Consider the following 23,088-nt stretch of genomic DNA (forward strand, 5'->3'; position numbering starts at 1 on the left):
TGTTTGTTATATTCGTACTTTCAACTTAGAATTTTACTACCCACTTCAGTACCGACAATACGGTTAAATTATGTATGTAATTGGTCAACTTGCCAAATTGGCAAGCGTAAACGTTGAGACCGTTAGATATTATGAACGGTGCGGCTTAATTGAACAGCCCCAAAAACCCGTTAAAGGTTATCGTCGTTATCCTGAGACGACTTTGAATCGCATTCGGTTTATCAAACGTGCTCAAGAGTTAGGGTTTTCCTTGGATGAGATCGCTAACTTGCTGATGCTGGAAGAGACTTCTTGCCAAGAAGTACAAAGTATAGCAAACCACAAACTTGCCAGTGTTCGTGCAAAAATGGCTGATCTACGCCGCTTAGAAACCAGTCTTAATGATTTACTGAAACAATGTGCAAGCAACACTGAACAGGCACATTGCCCGATTATTACTTCCCTTCTCCCAGAAAACAACTAATAACAATCGCTAAACCCCTTGACTCCGTACTTGGATACGGAGTTTATACTGTTTTCTATCAGAACATTTGAAGTGGAGTAAGCCATGGCAAAAAACGATACCAGTTTACCGCTAGTTGGTGGTATTGCTGCTGCTATTGGTGCTGGGCTTTGTTGTGCTGGGCCCTTAGTCTTGTTACTACTAGGCGTTAGTGGTTCTTGGATTGGCAATCTGACCGTATTGGAGTCATACCGCCCTATTTTTATCTTGCTGGTACTGGTTTTATTTAGTTTTGCCGGTTGGAAAGTTTATCGACCTATAGAAGAGTGTGAGCCTGGAACCGCTTGTGCAATGCCACAAGTACGTAAGCGCCGGCAGATCATTTTCTGGGTAACCGCCTTCATTGCATTAATATTAGTCACTAGCAATTACTGGATTATCTGGTTTGCTTAATTATATCGTTGAGAAATAACCCTTGGAGAAGAAGATGAAAAAAATTGCACTATTATCCCTACTATCAATACTTAGCTTGGGTGCGTTTGCCAAGCAGCAAACAGTCATGCTTGAAGTTCCCACGATGACCTGCGTAACTTGTCCGATTACGGTGGAAAAAGCATTGCAACAGGTTGAGGGAGTTACCAAAGCTGAAGTGACCTTCGAAGATAAGTTAGCCGTGGTCACTTTTGATGATGAAAAAACTACGGTGGAAAAGCTGACCGAGGCCACAAAAAATGCCGGCTATCCATCTGTGGTAAAGCAATAAAGGACGAATACTAATGAAGAACCTGCTGAGTCTTTTTACCCGCATTGGCGACAAAGCCAGCTCATTAGGTGCCGTGGTGTCTGCCATGGGTTGTGCCATGTGCTTTCCGGCCATCGCCAGCTTGGGGGCAGCCATCGGGCAGGGTTCCTCAGTCAGTGGTAGTGGTTCTTTATCAATACACTCTTGCCTATATTGGCTTGGGTTAGCCTAATAGTTAACGGACTTGGCTGGATTGGTCACAAGCAGTGGCATCGTAACCTGCTTGGTATGCTAGGGCCTATTCTGTTGTTGCTATCACTTTATCCGTTCTTTCAATATGCCTGGAGCACTTATGTGACGTACTCAGCCTTGGCACTGATGGTAGCGGTATCAATCTGGGATATTTTTTCGCCAGCGAATAAACGCTGTGACAATGAAAGTTGTGTGCTTCCTGCCGACAACACTCACTCAAATCCATAAGGAGGTCTTTATGCGTAAATTCTCCATCTCTGGAATGACTTGTGAAAGATGCCCTCAGCAGATCGAAGATGCCTTGATCGTCATGCCTGGCGTCAGAAATGCCACCGTTTTTTATACGAAATCCAGTGCAGTCGTCGAAGCAGAATCTGATGTCAATGAACAGACGCTAATCAATACCATCAAAGCTCTTGGCTACACGGCTCAACCTGTCGCGTTAGATGGCTGCGATAGTGAAGATGTGACTGACAAAAAGTCGCTGCATGTCGCTATCATCGGTACTGGCTCGGCTGCTTTTGCTTGTGCTATCAAGGCAGTGGAAAATGGAGCACAAGTCACACTCGTTGAAGCTGGAGATGTGATCGGAGGTTGTTGTGTTAATGTCGGTTGTGTACCTTCGAAAATTCTGCTCCGGGCTGCCCAGCTGGCTGAACAGCAGCGTAACAATCCTTTCGACGGTCTAGAAAATCATGAACCTTCTTTGGATCGTAGCTTGTTAGCGAAACAACAAACTGCACGCGTGGAAGAGTTACGTGCCGCCAAATATCAGCATATTCTGGATACCAATCCAGCATTGTCATTGGTACAAGGTTATGCATCTTTTAAAGATACTCATACCTTAACTATTCGCAACAAAGATGGTTACGAGCAAGAGCTGGTTGCAGATCGCTTTTTGATTGCCAGCGGCAGTCAGCCATCTATTCCTCCTATTCCAGGCCTGGTTGATACCCCTTATTGGACTTCGACGGAAGCTTTATTCGAAACTGAGCTACCTGAGCACTTGTTAGTGATAGGCTCTTCAGTTGTGGCTGTCGAACTTGCTCAAGCTTATCGTCGGCTGGGTGCAGAGGTCACTATCTTGGCTCGCAGTACTTTATTGCTCCGTGAAGACCCACTGTTGGGAGAAGGCTTAACCGTAGCTTTTGAACAGGAAGGCATTCGCGTACTGGAACATACCCAAGCCAGTCAGGTGTCTTATGAAGATAATAAGTTTATCCTTGATACCGAGCAAGGAGAAATTCGTGGCGATAAATTGCTGGTCGCCACCGGCCGTGCACCTAATACCGGTAAGCTTAATCTTGCCGCTGCCGGTGTAGAAAAAGAGGCCAATGGAGCGGTCACTGTAGGTGATCAGATGCGCACATCACAGTCACATATTTACGCAGCAGGTGATTGTAGTAACATGCCGCAACTGGTTTATGTCGCGGCAGCGGCAGGCAGTCGTGCAGGGATTAACATGACAGGGGGTGAAGCTCGGTTGAATCTATCCGCGATGCCAGCCGTGATCTTTACCGAACCGCAGGTAGCAACGGTAGGGTTGTCAGAACAAGAAGCTCATGCACAGAATATTGAGACCGAAAGTCGAGTATTGCCACTGGAAAACGTGCCTCGAGCACTGGCTAACTTCGACTCTCAGGGTTTCATCAAACTGGTGGTTGAAGCTGGCTCCCAACGCCTGATCGGAGCCCAAGTATTAGCTCATGATGGCGGCGAGATTATCCAGAGCGCGGCACTGGCGATTCACAACCACATGACAGTGGATGACTTAGCGGATCAATTGTTTCCTTATTTAACTATGGTGGAAGGCCTGAAGCTTTGTGCACAAACTTTCAGTAAAGATATTAAAGAACTGTCTTGCTGTGCTGGGTAAGCTTTATCTTTCGTCAGAAAAGATATTTATGAGTCTGCTTTTGGTTTCCAGTGATACGGTACTACCAATTTACTGCATATTTCTTCGTGGAAAGTTTCTTCAGTAACTGTTTGAGAGCTAGCCTCAAGCAAGATATTTGGTCACAATAGGAGATGTGATCATCTGAATTACTGCAAAGAATGTGGCTGGTATTACTATTTCTGATGGCAACCGGGATGCAGCCACAAAAGCCGCTGCAATGCTAAATTCTTTTTTGCTGACAGTAAATAGGTATGCGATGACTTCCGGTCGGTCTGTCGTTATAAACCGTGAAGCCATTCCAATTAAGTAGCCACAAAGATTTAGACTTAAAGCTGCTCCAGCAATTACAAAAGCATACTATCCATAACCAATGATGGTTTCTGCATTGGAAGCCACTACCGCAAGTAATATTACAAGATAGAAGACTGACCCAATTCCTGCGTAAGTCGAATCATGCTTTGAAATAATCGTCGGAAAGTTGGTGCGTAAGGTTACACCGAGAATTGTAGGCACTAAAACAACTAGAGCTAACTCCAGGATGATGGAAACGAGAGGGACTTCTAGCTGTATCCCTGTCAGCCATAGAAAAAGGAGCGGAACTACGAAAGGAGAAAAGGCTGTATTGACCGCATTGAAAAAGGCGACCAGTCAAGAAGCCTGCAATTGAATCGGGCCATAGACGAGCCCCATTGCCAAAAACTGTCTTGACGGTTTGCGAAAGACTATTCGTACGGCATGTGCATCAAATGTAAGGCTGATCACAAACATCAGAATCACAAGTAAAGGGGCTATTGAGGAGTCGAGGTACTTCCCGGATTCGGGCAATATCAGGCCAACTCCAGCTACAATAATCACAAACCAAACAAGATTTGATTCAACGAAATAAATTAATCGACGCATAGGTCAAGGGTACCAGTTACAGTGCGGCCACAATATAAATTATAGCTGTACACTCCCAATTACAGAGCTTGAGAATCATCGCGACATTGCTCATTTGTCATTTCAAGCTCAATGGTCGTATGCTCTAAATTAAATTTACTCAATCGTTCTGCTATGGACTTTTTTAACTCCAGTTGCTGTTGAGTAGACAGTGCCTCTTGTAGAGCTAGATGAGCAGTAAGTACATGATGCTCTCCATCCAATGACCACAAGTGCAGGTGATGGATACTATCCACTTCTTTGAGTTCTATTAAGGTTTTATAAACTGATTTTGACAGTTCTTTGTCAGGGATTGCCTGTAAAAATAACCTTATAGTGTGCCAAAGGTTTTTAGCAACATTAATTAAAATATAGAGAGTGAAAAGAATTGATAAAGCTGGGTCAAGAATGGGCCAGTCAACAAAAAGAAGTACGATGGAAACGATTAAAACTGCAACCCAACCCAGTACATCTTCCAATAAATGCCAATTGAGTACACGCTCATTAAGAGTTTTGCCTTTACTTAATTTATAAGCCGCAAACCCATTAACTAGCACCCCAAACACGGCTAAGGCGATCATGCCCTCAACTATAGGCATTTCTGGTTGCAGGAGTTTAGGGATAGCTTCTGTCAGAACCCAGACGGAACCAATAATGAGGACTAGACCATTAATAAGTGCACCGAACAATGATAACCGGCGGTAACCATAGGTGAACTCTGAATTTGAACCTTTTTCACTAACTTTACTGAGAAACCAAGCAAATCCGATGGATAAACTGTCGCCAAGATCATGAACGGCGTCGGCCATGATGGCGGTACTATTGGTTAAGATACCTCCTATAAATTCGATAATGGTAAAGGTGACATTCAGAAAAAATGCCCAACCTATACGATTATTTGAACCATGTGAGTGCGAATGATCATGCATTTAAGATTACCTCTTGTGGAGCTCTATTCCTACCTTAGGATTTGATCTTCAATATACGAATACCGCCAACTAAAACAATTAATCCAATGATAAACCCAATGATTAAGTCTGGATATTGTGAGCCCGTCCATGCCACTAATCCTCCGGCAATAATAACGCCTGCGTTAGCGATGACATCGTTAGCAGAAAAAATCCAACTTGCTCTCATGTGAGCGCCGCCATTTCGCTTTTTGGCAATTAAGATTAAGCACCAGACATTTGCTACCAAGGCAATTAAGCCAAACACCATCATAAGGTTTGACTCAGGCTCACTCCCTTGAACCAGTCTCCTCACAACTTCTGTTAATACACCCAGAGCTAATATAATCTGTAACCATCCTGATATATGCGCTGCACGGAGTTTTTTTCGGACGCCATGCCCAACGGCGTATAGTGCCACCCCATACACTGCTGCATCGGCAAACATATCCAATGAATCAGCTATCAATCCGGTCGATTGTGCCCACCAGCCGATAACAAGTTCTGTAATAAACATCACTGCATTAATAGCTAATAGCATTTTAAGTATCCCAGCTTCCTCTGCTTCTTCATTTTGTGCCGTCAACCTTGCTTTATGGATAATCTCGCTGTCCACAGCGTTAGTTGATTCCAATCTAGCCCCAAGCCCAAGAGACGTTATCCGGTCTTCTACCATGTCCCTGAGTTCAAGGTGATGAAGCACTCTAACTATGCGTTTATGTGTATCAAACTCGAGGATTACACTTGGCTCAAGACTGTCCAGTGCCATTCGGATCATGCTTTCCTCTGATGGGCAGTCCATTTTAGGAACGTGGTATTCGCTTACATGTGCCCCTTCAAATAACTTGTCGTCGTTAGTAATATCTTGTGTTTCATCTGTAGCATCTGCTTTGCAGTCACGGTTACATTTCTGGCTCATAGGTATACCTTGCATTTTTTGATATTGGCTTTCCCCCTCCCCGATCACTATAGTCTAAAGCGGAGAGTCCTCGATACGAAAATGGGCGAGCTTTCAGCATTAATGGGGTGTTGGTTCAAACCATCTTGCTATTATAAAGTATTGCCGACTCCAAAATAGAGCCGGCAGATTGCTAGTTAGTGTTTCTCCTTCAACTTACCTTTTGAAAACCAGGCAAACAGAACGGGCAACACAAACAGTGTTAAAAATGTGGCTGTTATCAGCCCGCCTACGATAACACTGGCAAGCGGTTTTTGTATCTCTGCGCCAACGCCATTTGATAGCAACATCGGTATTAAACCTAACGCAGATGTCACTGCTGTCATCAATACCGGTCTAAGCCTGGATACGGCACCATCAAAAGCGGCTTCACTGACAGGTAGGCCATCCTTGATACGCTGATTGATACTTTCAACCATCACTACACCGTTAAGTACCGCGACGCCAAACAGGGTAATAAATCCGACCGAGCTGGGCACTGATAAATACTGCCCTGACAGCCAGAGTGAGAACACCCCACCAATAACGGCTAGAGGTACATTTACCAGGATCAGCATAGCCTGACCAACCGAAGCAAAGGCAAAGTAAAGCAACAAGGCAATAAGCGCCAGCGATAATGGCACGACCAGCGACAGACGCTTTTGTGCTCGCTGTTGATTTTCGAATTGTCCACCTATATCCACGGAGTAACCCGTTGGCAAATCAACTTGTTCAGCAATCGCTGCGCGAATATCTGCTACCACACTGCCCATATCACGCCCTTGCACATTGGCCTGAACGACTACTCTGCGCTGAACATCATCGCGGCGAACCTGCGGCGGGCCGGAAGCAATATTTACAGAGGCTACATCACCAAGGCGAACCCAGGCTCCTGAAGGTGCCTGCAAACGAAGGTCAGCAATAGTTTCGCGATCTTGGCGAAAACGTTCATCCAACCGAACATAGATATCATAACGTTCGTTACCATTGATGATTTGTCCAGCGCTGGCACCGCCAAGCCCATTTCGAACCACTTCCATGACATCCGCTACGTCGAGTCCATAACGAGACAATGCGCGGCGATTGGGCTTTACGACCAATTGAGCTTCACCGACAATTTGCTCCATGGCAACATCACGCGTACCGTCGATCTTTTTGACCACTGCCTCAATTGCCTGCCCTTTTTCAGCCAGCACATCAAGATCTTTACCAAAGAGTTTTATCGCTAGTTGCGCTTTAACCCCCGATAACAGCTCATCCACACGGGTGGCAATTGGTTGTGAAAAATTGAACAGCAATCCGGGATGTTGTTCCAGCTTTTGCTCCATCAGGGATTGAAGTTCATAACGATTATCGGCGCTGGTCCATTCTGGCACTGGCTTAAGACCAATATAGATCTCAATGTTATTCACTGGCTCTGGATCACCGCCAATTTCGGCACGTCCAATGCGTGATAACGCATAGGTGACTTCCGGGAATTCCATCAGCATTGCTTCGAGTTTTGGAGCGACTTCAAGCGCAGTATCCAGGCTGGAGGACGGAGCGAGAGTTACCCGGAGGTTGACCGTTCCTTCTTCGAGTTCAGGCACAAACTCGGTACCCAGACGCGGTATTACTAAAGCTGCCGCAACCACGAGCGTTACAGCAATACCAACGACGACCTTACTGTGGCTCATAGCCCACGACAAACCCTTGCGGTAGAGTTTATCAAGTGGTTTCAAGACGAAACTCTCCCGCGGGCGTATCCCTTTGCGAAACAGGTAGGTGGCTAATGCTGGGACTATGATTAAAGCTACAACCAGCGCGGACAGCATAGACAGCATGATACTGATAGCCATCGGCTGGAACAGTTTGGCTTCGACCCCTTCGAAACTGAATAGCGGCATGAAGACAACTAAAATAATTGCTGTCGCAAAAAATATAGGTCTTGCTACCTCTCTGCCAGCTTCTTGCAAGCGTAAAGCAATCCCATGGCTATCATGAGCTGCATCAACAGGATCTGGATCATCCTGAACCATTGTCTGTCTATCTTTGTCATGGGTGGCATCGGGATGGGTCAAATGTTTGAACATGTTTTCGACCATCACTACAGAGCCATCCACGAGCATGCCAATGGCCACGGCAATACCGCCTAGAGACATTAAGTTTGCCGAAAGACCAAACCACGCCATCACCATCAAAGCAATACCGATGGAAATTGGAATTGAGATCAGTACCAGTAAGGTAGCACGCAAATTCATTAGGAACAGCGCCAAAATGACCACAATGAAGACAAACGCCAGTAACAGAGCATTGACAACGGTATCAACCGCTTGCGTCACCAGATCGGCCTGATCATAGTAAGCCTCGAACTTAACTCCTTCCGGTAACGCCTGATTAATACGCTCGATACGGGCATTAACCCCATCAATGGTGCTTTTGGTATTGGCGCCTAAACGTTTTAATACAATGCCTGAGACGACTTCGCCTAGTGTCTCAACTTTCCCATCCGAAGTTCGGCGTGTCATGGTCACTGCGCCCTGGCGGATTTCGCTACCCAGATTCACTTTGGCTACATCCGATACGGTGATAGTGGTGCCATCCACCGTTTTCAGGGGAACTTGACGGATCTGCTCCAGCCCTTGCTTGCCATGATCGAGCCAGCCGGTACCTCGGATCACCAATTGCTCCTGACCACGGTTCATATACCAGCCGCCAACATTGGTGTTGTTACGCTCCAGAGCCGCCATGATATCGTCCTGGGTCAGATCGTAAGATAACAGCTTTGACGGATTCAGATCGACCTGATACTGACGCACCTCACCGCCGAAAGACAGCACATCAGTCACGCCTTCGGCCGGGATAAGCAACAACTTGACCACCCAGTCATTTAAGCTGCGTAGCTCCATGGCATCGAAACCCGAACCGGGTTCGGCAACCAGTAAATACTGATAGACTTGCCCCAGCCCAGAAGTGTTTGGCCCCATTTCGGGTGTACCAACGCCCTCTGGAATCAGCTCTTTGGCAGCCTGAAGTCGCTCGAATACCAGTTGCCGGGCAAAGTAAATATCAGTGCCTTCCTTAAACACAACAGTAACGCCAGACAAGCCAGTCTTTGAAATAGACCTTACTTCTTCTACATCAGGCAGAGCGTACATGACAGCTTCAATCGGATAGGTTATCAGCTGCTCGACTTCCTCAGCAGCCAAGCCAGGAGCTTCAGTATTGACCGAGACCTGAACGTTGGTAACATCCGGAAATGCATCAAGATTCAGCCTTGGAATAATAAAAAAGGCGCTGACCGTTAGTGTAATGAGCGCAATCGCCACCAGCAAACGGTTAGTGACCGCCCAATCGACAATTCGATTAAACATAGAGTCTCCTTAATGCTTAGTGGTTATGCGGATCAAAACCGCCTTTGGCGATTTGTGAAGCAACAAAAAAGGCACCGTCGGTAACAATACGTGTTCCGGGAACAATGCCGTTAATTTCACGCAACGAACCTAGTGCTCGCTTTAGTTCAACTTCTTGAGAGCGAAACTGCCCTGGACTCTCTTCTACAAAAATTGCCCAGTCTCCATCGGGATTTCGCATCAGTGCTGACTCTGGCACAGCCAATACCGGCTCTTCTGTACGAAAACGGAAGAAGACCTCTGCAAACTGTCCCGGATGCAGCCTATGCTCCAGGTTGTCCACCAATAAGCGCACTGTTCGGGTTCGTGTAACGGGGTTTATGGTATGTGCTTCTTGGGATACCTTGCCTTGAATTCGGATATCACCAGCCACAATGTCAGCCAATGTACCGAGCGGAAGTGATATAGACTGATCTGCTGGAAGGTGTGCTTCGACCCAGAGCTGCTTCTCATTGGCCAGCTTGATCAGAGGAGAACCAGCTTCGACGCGCTGCCCCTGCTCGAAGTCGTCAGATAACACAGAACCATCGGTTTCGGCACGTAGGGTATATTCGCCCAATGCCTTAATATCTTGCGATGCCAGAGACTGCAAATCTGACTCAGCTAACCCATAGGCCTGCAACGTTGCCCGAGCAGCCTCCCAGCTGGTTTTGGCCTGGATATAACGCTGCTCTCCAACGGTTTTGCGACCGAGCTTGCGGACTCTTTCCCATTCAGGCCAAGCGGTGCGATAGTCTGCCTGGGCCTGCGCCACATCCTCACTGAACAGGGTTACCAGTGGCTGACCTTGTTCGACATGAGCGCCCAATGCTACGTGACGACGTAATACAACGGAAGCTACTCGCGGTGACACTATGTAGCTAGTGTATCCATTAGAAAGAACTTCCCCTGGTGCGTAGAACTCATAATCAACGCGCTCGGCAGTGAGAGGAGCAACCTGGATATCAGCAATCGTCATTTGAGTAGCATTTAGTGCCGTAGTGGCAGAAGCTTCTTCTTGATGCCCATGTCCATCTTCTTCAGTATTACTTTCGCTGTGTCCCGCATCATCATGACTTTCATTGTGGGAACTATCGCTAGACCCATGTTTTGTATCACCATGACGCTCATGTTCATCCGTGGCATTTGATGGGTGCTCCTTGTGAGACGCATCATCCTTATGCTCAATAACCTCTTGAGCAGGCTTGCTCTTATCATGTTCGTGCGCCTCACCACTCATCGTTTCTGCAAGCCCTATGCTTGGTGCAGTCATTGCGGCGCTTAGCATCGCTATCAATAATCTATTCATGTTCATTATCCTATCTTTAATTCAGTGGCTTAGTCGCAGTTGGTGCAACAGCTCTGAGCTGGCCGGAGTGCAGCAACACTTCGGTTAACGCAAGTTGTGTGTGCTTTTCGAGTGAGATTCCTGCCAGCAGGCTCTCCGAACGCTGGTTGAGAGCGAGCAGGTAGTCAGTTGTTGATAGGTCGCCGCTTCGCCACTGGCGTTCCAACAAGTCAGCACTATTTTCAACTCTGCCACGAGCTAGCTCGAGCCAGCGTCGGTATTGCTCGTCATAACGTTTCCAGGCAGCTTGTGCAGCCTGCCAGTCAAACCGTAGATTGCGATAAACGGCCAAGAATCGGGCCTCTGCTTCTAGTGCTGCACGATTAGCCACACGAGTTTCGGCACTGTAGTCATTACGTACATTCAAAGGAATCGAGAAGGTCAGGCCGACAGTATTTTCTCCACCGTCGCGACCAGCATTGACTCCAAAGGTCGGCTCTGCTTTGGCTGCGCGGCGGGTTGCTACGGCCTCTTCCTTGATGGACTTCCAGCGAGCCTGAGCGCTGGCAACATAGGGATGTTGTAACAACTCCTGGTCAGTAATGGACACTGGCTCCGAAGGCCAGAAATCTTCGGGAATGCCTCCTTTTTCAGGAGTCCACTGTGGCAAAAGTTCGCGCACTCTGCTTTCTGCTTTTTGCAAAGCGACTTCAAGCTCAGCGACCTGTGCCAGCTGTTTTGATAAAGATAGAAAGGTGAGTTCAGCATCAATAGTGCCTATATCCCCTGCTTTTTGGCGCTTTTCAGCCACTTGCAATAATGCATTAAGCTGCTCTTTTTGTGCCTGAGCAATAATGGCGGCTTCATTACTGGCACGCCACTCAACCAATGCTGATAGAGCCTCAGCAGTCTTACTCATAACCTGTTGCTGATACTGGGCTTTGGCTGCTTGTCGGATAAAAGCCGCTTGCTGCTGTTTAGCACCTCGTCTATCCCACCAGTCAACCGTTTGAGAAACACCTACACGGTAGTTATTTTCTTCACCAACCTGTTCCAGCTCAGAAGATAACTCCGGGTTGTAAAGTGGCTGTTCCGCTGCGTCCGCAGTAGCTTCCGAGCCTTGCAGTTGCTCGCGGGCCGCGATGATGTCTGGGTGCTGCTTTATCTGTGATGCCAGCCAGCGCTCCCAATCAACGGGTTGCGCTTGCGCCGAAGCCGACAGCAAATAAATAACGGCACACATCGCATAAGAAACGGATAGTTTCTTCATGAAATTTCCTCACAATTAAAATCAAAGTACATCAGGTACAGCTGGGTTGGCATTTGCACAACGCTATACCTCAGAATAAAAGTTTATTTGTACTGTATTTAACTGATCGGAGGGGGATTATCAGGGAAGGCTATATGGGAACGGTAATGGGAAGGGTTGCCTAAAATAGCACCCTTTTGATAAAGAGAAGCAGAGATATCTTGGCGACCCAGAAAGAAAGGGTGTGATGAGCCATGACAGTGACAACAATGGTGGCAATCAAGCTGGTAGCTTTTGCTCTTTTCTGATTCTAACCAACGCTTGTCATCATCTGGTATTGGAGAAGAGTGAGCTTTTTGATGCTCGTGATCAAAAGTAAGATGCTCAGAACCGGATTGATGAAACTGATGAACGTCCGCCACAGCAACTACCGATTGCAGGGCAATCAATATGGCTAGAGCGAAAGTTAAAAGTTGACGGTTCACGGTAAAAAAGAGTCTCTACTCGTTCTCATAAATGCAGGGCAGTAGACTAGCAGATTATCAGTTAGTTCACAAAAGATAAGTGGATACTAACCAACTATTACACAGCTTTGTGCTTAAAGGCTAGCTTTTAGACTTGAGAGTGTAAAAATATCTGTGTAAGTGGCATTCTTAACCTGTTGAAAGGAAATGCAGAATGCCAATATCAGACAAACTTATCGATCAGCTTTTAGAAGGCTGTGATTCCCCCGAAGACATCCTCGGCGAAGCCGGATTACTTAAACAGCTCACCAAAAAGGTTGCCGAGCGAGCGTTGAACGCCGAGATGGAACAACATCTTGGTTACGCTAAAAATGCATCGGAAGGCAGGAATTCCGGCAACTCCAGAAACGGTAAATCCAGTAAAAAGGTGCGCTCCGTTCACGGCGAAATCGATCTGGATATCCCTCGTGACCGCAGCGGTAGTTTCGAACCCAAGCTTATTAAAAAGGGCGAGAAGCAGCTCAACGGTTTTGATAACCGGATTATCTCGTTGTATGCACGGGGCATGACAACCCGTGATATCCAGGCGCACTTCGAGGAATCTTATGGTGTGGAAGTATCACCAACCTTTATCTCTCAAGTTACCACTGAAGTGATGGATGAAGTAAAGCAGTGGCAGCAACGCCCACTGGATGCGCTTTATCCCGTCGTTTACCTTGATTGTTTGGTGGTACGTAGCCGCGATTCTGGTGCGGTACAGAACAAATCGGTTTACCTGGCGCTCGGTATCAACACTGATGGTGAAAAGGAGCTGTTAGGCTTGTGGATGGCTCAAACCGAAGGCGCTAAGTTCTGGTTGTCTGTGATGAACGAACTTAAGAACCGTGGCGTGCAGGATATCTTCATTGCTTGCTGCGATGGCCTGAAAGGCTTCCCTGAAGCCATCGAAGCGGTTTACCCGAAAACACAAGTGCAACTGTGTATCGTGCATCAAATTCGTCATTCTCTGCGCTATGTGAACTGGAAACAACGTAAGGTCATTGCCGCTGACCTGAAACGAATCTACGGTGCAGCCACACTGGCCGAAGCGGAACTGGCTTTGGCTGAGTTCGCTGAAAAATGGGATGACCAACATCCAACAATTAGCCTGTCCTGGCGCAATAACTGGGAACGTCTGAGCGTCTTCTTCGACTATCCGCCAGAAATCCGTAAGGTCATTTACACCACTAATGCTATCGAATCTCTAAATGCCAGCCTGCGGAAAATAACCAAGACCAGACGGTCGTTCCCGACTGACGACTCAGTGATGAAAATACTGTATCTGGCGCTTCACCAGATATCGAAGAAATGGACAATGCCAATTAGAGACTGGAAAGCGGCCATGAGTCAGTTTATGATTATGTACAGTGACCGTGTATCACTATGATTAACAGCCACTTACACAGAAGTTCTTACAGTCTCTTAGACTTGGCTACTTCCTGTTTTTTTGCGAGTTTCTCGGGCGATTTCAATTCCTCAACCTCATGCTCTAGCTGAACAACGGAAGTGTTTAGCTCATTGTTTTCTTTGGTTATAGCATCAAGTTGCGCTAGTAGCTCCTCTCTGTCAGTACTGGCTGACTGCACCTGTTCAGTTAACGCTTTTAATGAGTTTTGAAGTTCGCGCTGTGACTTGGCCAACAACCGCTTTTCGGTGATTAGCTCAGCGTTCTGACGGTTCAACTGCGTGAGTTCTGACTGTTGAGAGGCAATGGTTTGCCCCAGCTTTCGCTGCTCTGCTCGCAATCCCGACACTTCTTCAGCGTGCTTGCGCTCTTGTTGATCACGCTGTTCTTTAGCGGATTCGCGGAAGTGGCTCAAGTTGTCATAACTGTGTTGCAGACTCTTCTCCAGATCGATAATTCGTTCATCTTTTTGTCCACAAACAGCTGTAAGTTCTTTCAAGTCACTTTGAATACCTTGCAACTCAGTGTTCAGTTGCTCACTCTCACGGCTGGCAGTATTGAGCTTCGCCTGTAGTGAGTGAATGTTATCACTTAGAGCTTTATTTTGCTCTGTGGCTTGGCTTAACGACTCCTCAAGTCCTGACTTTTCTTGATTCCAAGACTTACGCTCTTTATCAAAGGCTTGCTCCATGTCTTCAATGGTTTTATTCGCTTCAGCGTTGAGCCTGGCAGCAAGCTGGCTTACCAGGTGCCCAATGGCGTCGGAGACTTTGACCTCGGTGAGTGTACCGTTAGTACGGGTCTTTTTAATGTCTTTGAGGTATTTTGAGATGGTGGTTTTGGAGCCAGTGTTACCCAGCTCAGCTCGTATTGCATCAATTGATGGGTTATTTACACCCTGTGAAGTCAATGATTTATATGCTTTTTCAACGTCAAATTGAGAGATGCCTGTGCGCGCCATTTTTTAAGTCTCTGATTATTTTGTAATGTAATACATAATATGTATATACATATTATTACTGTGTCATCTACGTGTCTATAGCTTTCGAAAATTCATTTTAGATAATAGTAGATTATCTATTGTGATAGACATTTTTGGACGATATGATGAGATAAAGTCGTACATAACACGCATATATGCCCGATTCTAAAAATATTGATTTAGTGAGTTTTTACGTCAACGCAGCCACTCGCGAAAATACGGTACGCAGTTACCGTACCGCCATTGAACACTATGAGCGTCACTGGGGGGGACTCTTACCTGCCACTCCAACTGCGATTGCACAGTATCTCAGTCACTACGCTGATAAGCTGACTTCAAGCACCTTAGCACACCGGTTGGCCGTACTTGCAAAATGGCATCATGAATACGGTTTTCCAGATCCTACGAAAGCACCATTAGTAAAAAAAGTAATGAAAGGTATCCGAGCAACGCATGCATACCAAACCAAGCAGGCTCGGCCTCTCCAATTAGAAGAATTGAAAATCATTATTCAGTGGCTTGAGGAGTCGATAAAGGAGTCAAAGGATTATAGGAAAGGCTTGAGACTCATTCGAAATAAAGCCATTCTGCTACTCGGGTTCTGGCGTGCTTTTCGAGCAGATGAGCTCACTAATATCCATGTTGAGTACGTGACCATGATCCCCAACAAGGGAATGTCACTGTATTTTCCTACTACGAAAGGCGATAGGGATAATAAAGGGGTGACCTATAAAGTTCCAGCTTTGCAAAAACTCTGCCCTGTCACTGCTTATCAGGACTGGGTTACGGCCGCTGAATTAAGCAAAGGACCGCTATTTGTAGGGATCGACCGCTGGGGACATTTTAATCATAAGAGCATGACATCCAATACAATCATTAATATTGTTCGAGAGTGTGCAAGTGGTGCTGGACTATTACACCCTGATGCCTTTAGTAGTCATTCGTTACGACGGGGGTTCGCATCCTGGGCCGACAGTAATGGCTGGAGCCTTAAAGAGCTTATGGAATATGTAGGTTGGAAAGATCCAAAAACGGCGCTTCGTTACATTGGTTCATCGCATAAGATTCAGCAACACTTTATTGAACAGCTAAAATAATGCAGTACAGTGACTGGGCCACTTCATCATGAGTTTTAAGCATGAATTCAGTATAGATTGAACTTGGACACTAAACGTCTTGCGCAAGTTTAATAAACTTCTCAGCACTAAAATTACTTTAGATAAACTGCAAGGTGATTGTGGCTGAGCTAAACAGTCGAACATTTTGTAATGTAACCAAATAATCAGACCTCCTAGCTGGCCTCGAGATCCGTCGCTGGTATTTATATCTCTATGACAACAATCAATGAAACCGCTTACCCGCGCATTAAACCTAACATGAGTCAGTCTGAATTACAGTCTGTATATACACCCACCCCCGAGGATATTGCCTATGTTCGCCAGCAGCGCCGGCGCAAATTGGATCAGCTTGCCCTGTTAGTCCATATTAAATTAACTCAGCGTTTGGGGTATTTTCTCAAGTCTCCTGACATCCCTAACAAGATTATTAGTCATATTTCTGAGCAGATGAAAATGAGGAGCGCTCCGAGAAAGTACTTATCACGGTTCGATAGAGGTGGAAGTCGAACCCGGTTAAAGGCTTTAGTGAGAAGGTATCTAGACATTAAGCTAATTGAAAGCAATGATAAAACAACATTATTGCTTCATAAGCTGTCATCCGAAGCATCTGAGAAAAAGCATGAAATCGCTGATATTATCAATATAGTCATTGAAGGGTTGGTTAAACAGCGCTATGAATTACCCGGCTTCTCAACTCTGGTAAAATACGCTAAATCAGCTAAAAAGCAAGTCAACGATGCCTATTTCAAGCAAACGCATAGAAAGCTGAATCATGAGCTGACAGCTGAGTTGGATAGAATGCTTAATAGCTCTGGAAGTAAAACACGCTGGGACTCGATTAAACGAGAAGTTAAAAAACCCACGAATAAAGAAGTCAAAAGCTACCTTCAACATTTACAATGGTTACAAGGCCTAGTCGAACGCTTACCAAATATGGAGTTCCTACCGTTAACGAAGAAACATCATTTCACTTTAGAGGCTCGTTCATTGGATGCTTTTCACTTAAAAGAAATGAAGCAGGCCAAACGTTACACACTGATGGTGTTGATGATCCAATCAAAATTAAGTCAATCCTTAGACGACGTGGCGGGTATCTTTAAACGAAAATTGAATAAGTTGCACCAATCTGCGGAGACCCGACTGATGGAATACCATCAGGAGCATACACAGCGAACGGAAAAACTTATCAGCCAGTTTCGTAATGTCTTAAAAACTTATGGTGATAATGAAGCTGGCGTACCGCCATCACTGTCGGATATTCGAAACGCCATGAGCGAAGAGCCAGCGATACTATTAGCTGAGTGTGAAGAGCACTTAGCCTATGCTGGAAATAATTATTATCCCTTTATGCTTAAATTGTATAAACCGCAACGTGCCCAGCTTCTGAACTGTTTGGAGCTTTTAGAGTTAGGGTCATCATCTGAAGATAGCTCGATTCTACTGGCGCTAGAAACCATTCTGGAGTATCGAAATACCCACAAGCAGGAACTGGGTCACTATGAGGAGTTTGTCGCGCAGCCCTGGGTGAACGATAAATGGAAGAAGCTGATATTCAACGCAGACACGAAAACGGTCAACCGTAAATACTTTGAGTTGTGTGTTCTGTCTCGGATCAAGAATGAACTCAGCTCAGGTGATTTATTCATTCGTTACAGCCTGGAACATTCAGATTATCGCAAAGAACTAATCAGTTGGGATGAATACGAGCAAGGTTTATCTGAATATACTGACATGCTAGGTTTTTCAAAGGATAGCAAAACCTTTGCAACTGAATTAAAGAAAACTCTCAGCGAATTATCAACTCAGGTGGACGAGCAATTTCAATCCAATGAGTTTCTTGATTTCAATAATGATCAGCTTGTGATTAGAAGACATCAGAATATCCCTGAGCCCCAACAACTCAAGAAGCTTGATGAAGCCTTACGGGACTCTCTTGAGGAAAAGAGCATTGTCGATATTCTGGTAGAATCCGAGCAATGGCTGGACGCCCACAAATTGTTTAAGCCTGTATCTGGATTTGAAAGCAAACTTGATAATCCTCGTAAACGCTTTATATCGACCCTTTTTTGTTATGGCTGCAATCTTGGGCCAACTCAAACAGCTCGCTCAATCAAGACCTTAAGCCGTAAGCAAGTTGCTTGGCTGAATTTAAAGTATGTCACTGAAGAGAAACTTGAAAAAGCTATTGTAAAAACCGTGAATGCTTATAACAAGTTTGAGCTGCCATCCTTCTGGGGATCAGGTAAATCAGCATCAGCTGATGGTACCAAGTGGAACGTGTACGAACAGAACCTATTATCAGAGTATCATATCCGTTATGGGGGGTATGGCGGTATAGGTTATTATCACGTCTCGGACACTTACATAGCTTTATTCAGCCACTTCATTCCGTGTGGCGTTTATGAAGCTATCTACATCCTTGATGGCCTCATTAAGAATGAATCGGACATACAGCCGGATGTGATCCATGGAGACACTCAAGCTCAAAGCACAACCGTTTTTGGCCTGGCTCATTTGCTAGGTATTGACTTGATGCCCCGAATACGAAACATCAAGAAGCTGGTATTTTACAAAGCTGACGGTCGAACCAAGTACAAGCATATAAACCGTTTGTTCCGAGGTAATATCAATTGGTCATTGATTGAACGACACCTGCCCGATATGTTACGTGTGGCACTGTCTATTCAGGCAGGAAAAATATCACCGTCTACAATTTTAAAACGTTTGGGAACTTACAGCCGTAAAAACCGACTGTATTTTGCCTTTCGTGAGTTGGGTAGAGCGATACGAACTATATTCTTACTGAAGTACATTAGCGATGTGGAGCTCAGGCGCACCATTCATTCTGCTACCAATAAAAGTGAAGAGTTCAATAACTTCACCAAGTGGTTGTTCTTTGGGGGTGACGGTATTATTGCGGAAAATGTGCGACATGAACAGCGGAAGGTCATTAAGTATAATCAGCTTGTGGCTAATCTGGTTATTTTGCATAACGTTCAATCCATGACAGAAGTTCTGTCGCAATTGAAACAACGTCAAATGCCAATTTCAGAAGAGGTGTTGAAGTTTCTTTCGCCATATCGAACTGAGCATATTAATCGCTTCGGCGATTACCATCTCGATTTAAGTAAAAAGCGAAAGCCCCTAAACTACAAACTTGACATCATAAAAAGCCAAAGCCCGCAGTAATACGGTTGGACGAGATTTTACATTTTGTTGTATACAGCGTCGGTAAATATATTAAATGGAAAACTTCAAATAGACTTATCTGATAACTTCGCAAAGCAAAATCAACAGTTTGACTTGAATTTTTCTTTTAATTCAAGTGGTTAATTATTTTATTGGTCGATTTGTTACGAATCGTGGCCGTACCTCTAAATCCGCCAAGGCATTCAATGGCAGTATCCCTTGTGGTGTCACTACCGGTGATTGGGCTAACTGCGCCAAACTTTGGCGATTGCCGGCCTCGGAGAAAAGAAACACATCGACCTTATCGTCATCAAGGATCAATTCATCAACATAGGCACCGTCACTCAGCGCGGCCACGGTATAACCGAGTTCCTCGGCGCTTACACCCACCTCAGCGAGGCGCTGCCAGCGTGGTTTGATTTCAATAAGCGGTTGGTCCAGGGTCAACGATGACGGCTCGGAGTCAACTTGGGGGTTGTCAAACACCTCACTGGCAAGGCGATACACGGCATCGGCAGCGCGATACAACGCCGTTTGATCGGGGCCACTAATATCAATAGCCACAGCGCGGGTGCCACCATCATTGCTGGATATAATTGAGCCCCGCGAGGAAAAAGCGCGCATTCCTGGGTAGCTTTTGAATTTATCGGTGATGGCCGCCATCATGGCCTCAATATGTTGCGGGTCTTTAGGTTCACTTAAAAACCAAATACTGCCTACCCCCACCGACATGGAGTAATACTTTAGCGGCGGCATAGCCGTTTCCCCGGCGTTGTAAGCAGTACCATCGTCATTAAGATGGCGGTTAAAGTAGGGCAGCAGCTCATCGCTAATTTTCTGCATATGACTGAGGTTGTAACCCGGCGGTGCAATCATCATGGAAAAAGCCTTGGGCTCTTCCCCTTCGGGTAAATACTCCGCTTTGGGCATTAGCAGCCAAGCTCCGCCAAGCAGCGCGAATACGCCTATGACGATACACAGTCGGCGCTGAGTAGGATGCGCGAGCATAGTCACTATGGCCCGTGGCAGTGCCATGGGTTTGGCCAGATTCTCACCGCGTTGCGCACTGTGCTGCGTAAACCTTGCACATGCAGCGGGAACAACCATCAGCGCCACAAGCATTGACGCTATAATCGCTGCAGAAATTGCGATGGCCACGTCAGAATACAACTGCCCAGCTTCTTGGCGGATAAATAAAATCGGCGCAAACACTAACACCGTAGTCAAGGTTGAAGCCACCACCGCCGGCCACACTTCTTGCACTCCGGCTATTGCCGCGTTGATCTTATCGAGGCCACGCCGACGAGCTTGTTCAATATTCTCCAGCACAACAATGGTATTATCCACGGTCATACCTATGGCAAATGCCACCCCGGCAAGAGAAATAACGTTGATGGTGCGCTCAAATAACAGTAATCCTAAGAATGCGGCGATGGTACATATCGGGATGCCTAGCACACCAATTAACGTCGAGCGTGGGCTTTTCAAGAACCAAAACATCACCAGTGTTGCCAGCAGTGCGCCTAAGGCCAAGTTCGTCCATACATTTTCTACTGAGCCTCTAACATAGCGCACATCGTCACTCAGCAAGGTTAATTGCAAACCATTGTTGGCCAACATATCTTGGTTGATGCGCTCAACGACCTGCATCATTTGCTCTTTAATAGCCATAACATTGGAGCCACTTTCACGACGTACCGAAAGCATCAGGGCACGCTCGCCATCGTTATAATCAATATCACGTAGCTCATAATGGTCGAGCTTAATAGTGGCCACATCCTTAAGGCGAATCGTAGTGTTATCACGCTGAGCTATCACCAGCTCCGCTAACGCCTGGGCCGATTCAAAGCGCCCAACCATGCGTAGCAAATAACGTCGCTTACCACCGTCGATATCGCCCGCCGAGGCGTCGCGATTGCGGCTGCGAATAGCATCACGCACCGCCACCAGGCTGATGTTACGACTCGCAAGCTGCTGTTGGTCGATAAGTATTTGTACTTGATACAAGGCCCCACCACGTACATTTACCTGGGAAACACCACTGACTCGCTCCATTTCTGGGCGCACAAAGTCTTCGGCATAATCACGCAACATATCAACATCTATATTGAGCGGGTTGCCAGGCTGTGGTTTGAGGGTAAAAAACATAAACGCATTAGCTGAAAACGAACTACTGTACAATACCGGTTGGTCGACGTTCTCTGGATAATTAGGCACCTGAGATAGCGCGTTACTGACGTTGATCAGCGCCTCGTTGACGTCCACACCAAATGGGAATTCCAGTTCAATTTCTGCCTCACCGGTATTGGCATAACTAGACATTCTTTTTAAGTTTGCCAACGATCGTAAATAGCGTTCTTGCTCAATAAGAATTTCTTTTTCTACATCTTGTGGTGTTGCTCCAGGCCAGTTGGTAACCACAGTAATGGTGCGCACTTCAAGATCAGGGATCATCTGCACGGGTATTTTAAAAGCCGCGACCACGCCCAAAATCACGCAGATGAGCACGGCAACGGCGACCAAAGTCGCATGCTTTACTGACGCCGCTAACATTATTGCTCCCTCGCTTGAACAACAGTGACCGCTTGCCCTTGGCGTAATAATTCATTGCCTTGGGTAACTACTTTCATGCCTGGTTCAAGGCCACTAAGCACTTCAATATGGCCGTTAATCCGCTCGCCAATGCGCACAAAACGCCGCTGTGCTTTATCGGCGCTGATAACAAACACACTGTAGCCGCCATCTGGATGGCGCAGTAAGGCATCAGTAGGCACGACAACACTTTGCTCATCGGTTTTGTTTAGCACAATCTCTGCGCTTGCCGATAACCCCACTTGCAGCCCTGCTTGGGGTGGTACGGCTAAGCGCAATAAAAAGCTGCGACTGGCGCTGTCTATCACTGGTACTTTGGCAATAACCTTAGCTGTAAACCCCCTTGACGCTTTCCCTGGCACTTCAAAACGAACTTGCTTAGCAAGATCGATAGCGCCAAAATGCTCCTGAGGCATATGCAAATCCAGCCATAGTTGTTCGCTACTAACGAGCTCAAACACCGCTTGACCACGGGTCACCCACTCCCCAACATCAACAAAACGCTCAGCTACCACACCGGAAAAGGGGGCGTGCAGTTGCTGACGCGCCAGCAATTCTTTGTGGTAGCGTTCGTTGGCCTGTGCTTCTGTCAACGAAGCCTTGGCGCTTTGCAATGCGGCTTGCCTATCGGCCAGCTCCGTAGCTGCCATCAAAGCTTGTTGCGATAACGATTGGGCCTCGTTAAAGCGGCGCTGGACGTCATCAACAGCAATACGAGCGCGTCGCTTGGCGCCCGTTAATGCCTGTAACTGCGCCTGCACCAATGCCGCATCCAAAGATAGCAGGCGTGCGCCTTTTGCAACCTCATCACCAGCCTGGGCATGGATTTGCGTAACCACCCCGTCACTTAGGCTCGACAGTTGCGCATGACGCGCCGCACGCAAGGTCCCTGTCAACGCCAGGGTACGCTCGATAGATTGCGTATTGACCTCTTTAACAACCACGTTCACTGCCGTTTGCGCAGATAGACAGCCGCTTATTAGTAGCAAACAGATGCACCATGCTCTGATCATCTTCATTCCTTTTACTCACACTTTTACTGGCTTTACGTAACGCTCAGCTAAAAGCTTTGCTAATAATGACGAAAAGGCAAATATAGCGACCTTTTCTTGAGCGCTAGAGGTTATAACAAATAAAAATCATTTCTATTTATTGCGGTAGGCGCTTACACGAACAACTCAATAGCGGCGAAGGTATTGATAATTGGCTCATACCTGTGCAGGCGTCATAATGGGGGAATTCGTTTCTAAGTTGTA

Annotated in this window: 16 protein-coding genes and 1 pseudogene; 8 read left to right on the forward strand and 9 right to left on the reverse strand. The window is 46.3% G+C overall.

Going from position 1 to position 23,088, the window contains the following annotated elements; genetic code table 11:
* Nucleotides 1-70 precede the first annotated feature (70 nt).
* From merR to merA, 5 genes and pseudogenes are all read left to right on the forward strand, one after another.
* A complete protein-coding gene (gene merR, locus EXT46_RS07195; protein WP_012801204.1) occupies nucleotides 71-463 on the forward strand; it encodes an Hg(II)-responsive transcriptional regulator in 393 nt (130 codons plus the stop codon).
* Nucleotides 464-547: 84 nt separating this feature from the next.
* The gene (locus EXT46_RS07200) at nucleotides 548-895 is read left to right on the forward strand and encodes a mercuric transporter MerT family protein (RefSeq protein ID WP_045980003.1); all 348 of its coding nucleotides are present in this window, start codon (nucleotides 548-550) and stop codon (nucleotides 893-895) included.
* A gap of 34 nt (nucleotides 896-929) precedes the next feature.
* Nucleotides 930-1,205 (forward strand): mercury resistance system periplasmic binding protein MerP, encoded by a 276-nt coding sequence (gene merP / locus EXT46_RS07205; protein WP_012801202.1) that lies wholly within the window; start codon nucleotides 930-932, stop codon nucleotides 1,203-1,205.
* 13 nt (nucleotides 1,206-1,218) lie between these two features.
* Nucleotides 1,219-1,664, forward strand: a pseudogene (merC, locus tag EXT46_RS07210) (organomercurial transporter MerC).
* Nucleotides 1,665-1,674: 10 nt separating this feature from the next.
* Entirely contained in the window at nucleotides 1,675-3,312 is a 1,638-nt protein-coding gene (merA, locus tag EXT46_RS07215) for a mercury(II) reductase (protein ID WP_012801201.1), read from the forward strand.
* A 980-nt stretch (nucleotides 3,313-4,292) separates the two neighbouring features.
* On the opposite strand, the gene EXT46_RS07225 is transcribed toward merA, so the two are convergent.
* From EXT46_RS07225 to EXT46_RS07250, 6 genes are all read right to left on the reverse strand, one after another.
* On the reverse strand, nucleotides 4,293-5,180 hold the full coding sequence (locus EXT46_RS07225; RefSeq protein WP_045980004.1) for a cation diffusion facilitator family transporter: 888 nt from the start codon (nucleotides 5,178-5,180) through the stop codon (nucleotides 4,293-4,295).
* Between the two features lie 34 nt (nucleotides 5,181-5,214).
* Complete coding sequence (locus EXT46_RS07230) at nucleotides 5,215-6,117, reverse strand: cation transporter (RefSeq protein ID WP_045980005.1); 903 nt, start codon at nucleotides 6,115-6,117, stop codon at nucleotides 5,215-5,217.
* 176 nt (nucleotides 6,118-6,293) lie between these two features.
* On the reverse strand, nucleotides 6,294-9,488 hold the full coding sequence (locus EXT46_RS07235; RefSeq protein ID WP_018624877.1) for a CusA/CzcA family heavy metal efflux RND transporter: 3,195 nt from the start codon (nucleotides 9,486-9,488) through the stop codon (nucleotides 6,294-6,296).
* A 16-nt stretch (nucleotides 9,489-9,504) separates the two neighbouring features.
* Nucleotides 9,505-10,815: an efflux RND transporter periplasmic adaptor subunit gene (locus tag EXT46_RS07240; RefSeq protein WP_045980006.1), complete on the reverse strand. Its 1,311-nt coding sequence runs from the start codon at nucleotides 10,813-10,815 to the stop codon at nucleotides 9,505-9,507.
* A gap of 16 nt (nucleotides 10,816-10,831) precedes the next feature.
* Entirely contained in the window at nucleotides 10,832-12,064 is a 1,233-nt protein-coding gene (locus EXT46_RS07245) for a TolC family protein (RefSeq protein WP_045980007.1), read from the reverse strand.
* A 98-nt stretch (nucleotides 12,065-12,162) separates the two neighbouring features.
* Nucleotides 12,163-12,528 carry a hypothetical protein gene (locus tag EXT46_RS07250; protein ID WP_106646697.1) on the reverse strand — a complete coding sequence of 122 codons (366 nt, stop codon included), beginning with the start codon at nucleotides 12,526-12,528 and terminating at the stop codon, nucleotides 12,163-12,165.
* A gap of 193 nt (nucleotides 12,529-12,721) precedes the next feature.
* Here EXT46_RS07250 and EXT46_RS07255 point away from each other — a divergent pair, with 193 nt between their 5' ends.
* Complete coding sequence (locus EXT46_RS07255) at nucleotides 12,722-13,933, forward strand: IS256 family transposase (RefSeq protein WP_130146297.1); 1,212 nt, start codon at nucleotides 12,722-12,724, stop codon at nucleotides 13,931-13,933.
* Between the two features lie 25 nt (nucleotides 13,934-13,958).
* Here the strand turns inward: EXT46_RS07255 and EXT46_RS07260 are convergent, their stop codons facing one another.
* The gene (locus tag EXT46_RS07260; RefSeq protein WP_130146299.1) at nucleotides 13,959-14,912 is read right to left on the reverse strand and encodes a DNA-binding protein; all 954 of its coding nucleotides are present in this window, start codon (nucleotides 14,910-14,912) and stop codon (nucleotides 13,959-13,961) included.
* Nucleotides 14,913-15,088: 176 nt separating this feature from the next.
* Between EXT46_RS07260 and EXT46_RS07265 the strand changes: the two genes are divergently transcribed.
* Both EXT46_RS07265 and EXT46_RS07270 read left to right on the forward strand, forming a co-directional pair.
* Nucleotides 15,089-16,030, forward strand: a complete 942-nt coding sequence (locus EXT46_RS07265; protein WP_053909437.1) for a site-specific integrase — start codon at nucleotides 15,089-15,091, stop codon at nucleotides 16,028-16,030.
* Nucleotides 16,031-16,264: 234 nt separating this feature from the next.
* Nucleotides 16,265-19,240: a Tn3 family transposase gene (locus EXT46_RS07270; RefSeq protein ID WP_049586311.1), complete on the forward strand. Its 2,976-nt coding sequence runs from the start codon at nucleotides 16,265-16,267 to the stop codon at nucleotides 19,238-19,240.
* 144 nt (nucleotides 19,241-19,384) lie between these two features.
* Here the strand turns inward: EXT46_RS07270 and EXT46_RS07275 are convergent, their stop codons facing one another.
* Nucleotides 19,385-21,793: an efflux RND transporter permease subunit gene (locus EXT46_RS07275; RefSeq protein WP_240701099.1), complete on the reverse strand. Its 2,409-nt coding sequence runs from the start codon at nucleotides 21,791-21,793 to the stop codon at nucleotides 19,385-19,387.
* Nucleotides 21,793-22,845: an efflux RND transporter periplasmic adaptor subunit gene (locus EXT46_RS07280; RefSeq protein ID WP_240701100.1), complete on the reverse strand. Its 1,053-nt coding sequence runs from the start codon at nucleotides 22,843-22,845 to the stop codon at nucleotides 21,793-21,795. Before EXT46_RS07280 ends, EXT46_RS07275 begins: the two co-directional genes overlap by 1 nt.
* Between the last annotated feature and the right edge of the window lie 243 nt (nucleotides 22,846-23,088).

The organism is Pseudoalteromonas sp. CO325X (assembly GCF_004208955.1).
GTDB lineage: Bacteria > Pseudomonadota > Gammaproteobacteria > Enterobacterales > Alteromonadaceae > Pseudoalteromonas > Pseudoalteromonas ruthenica.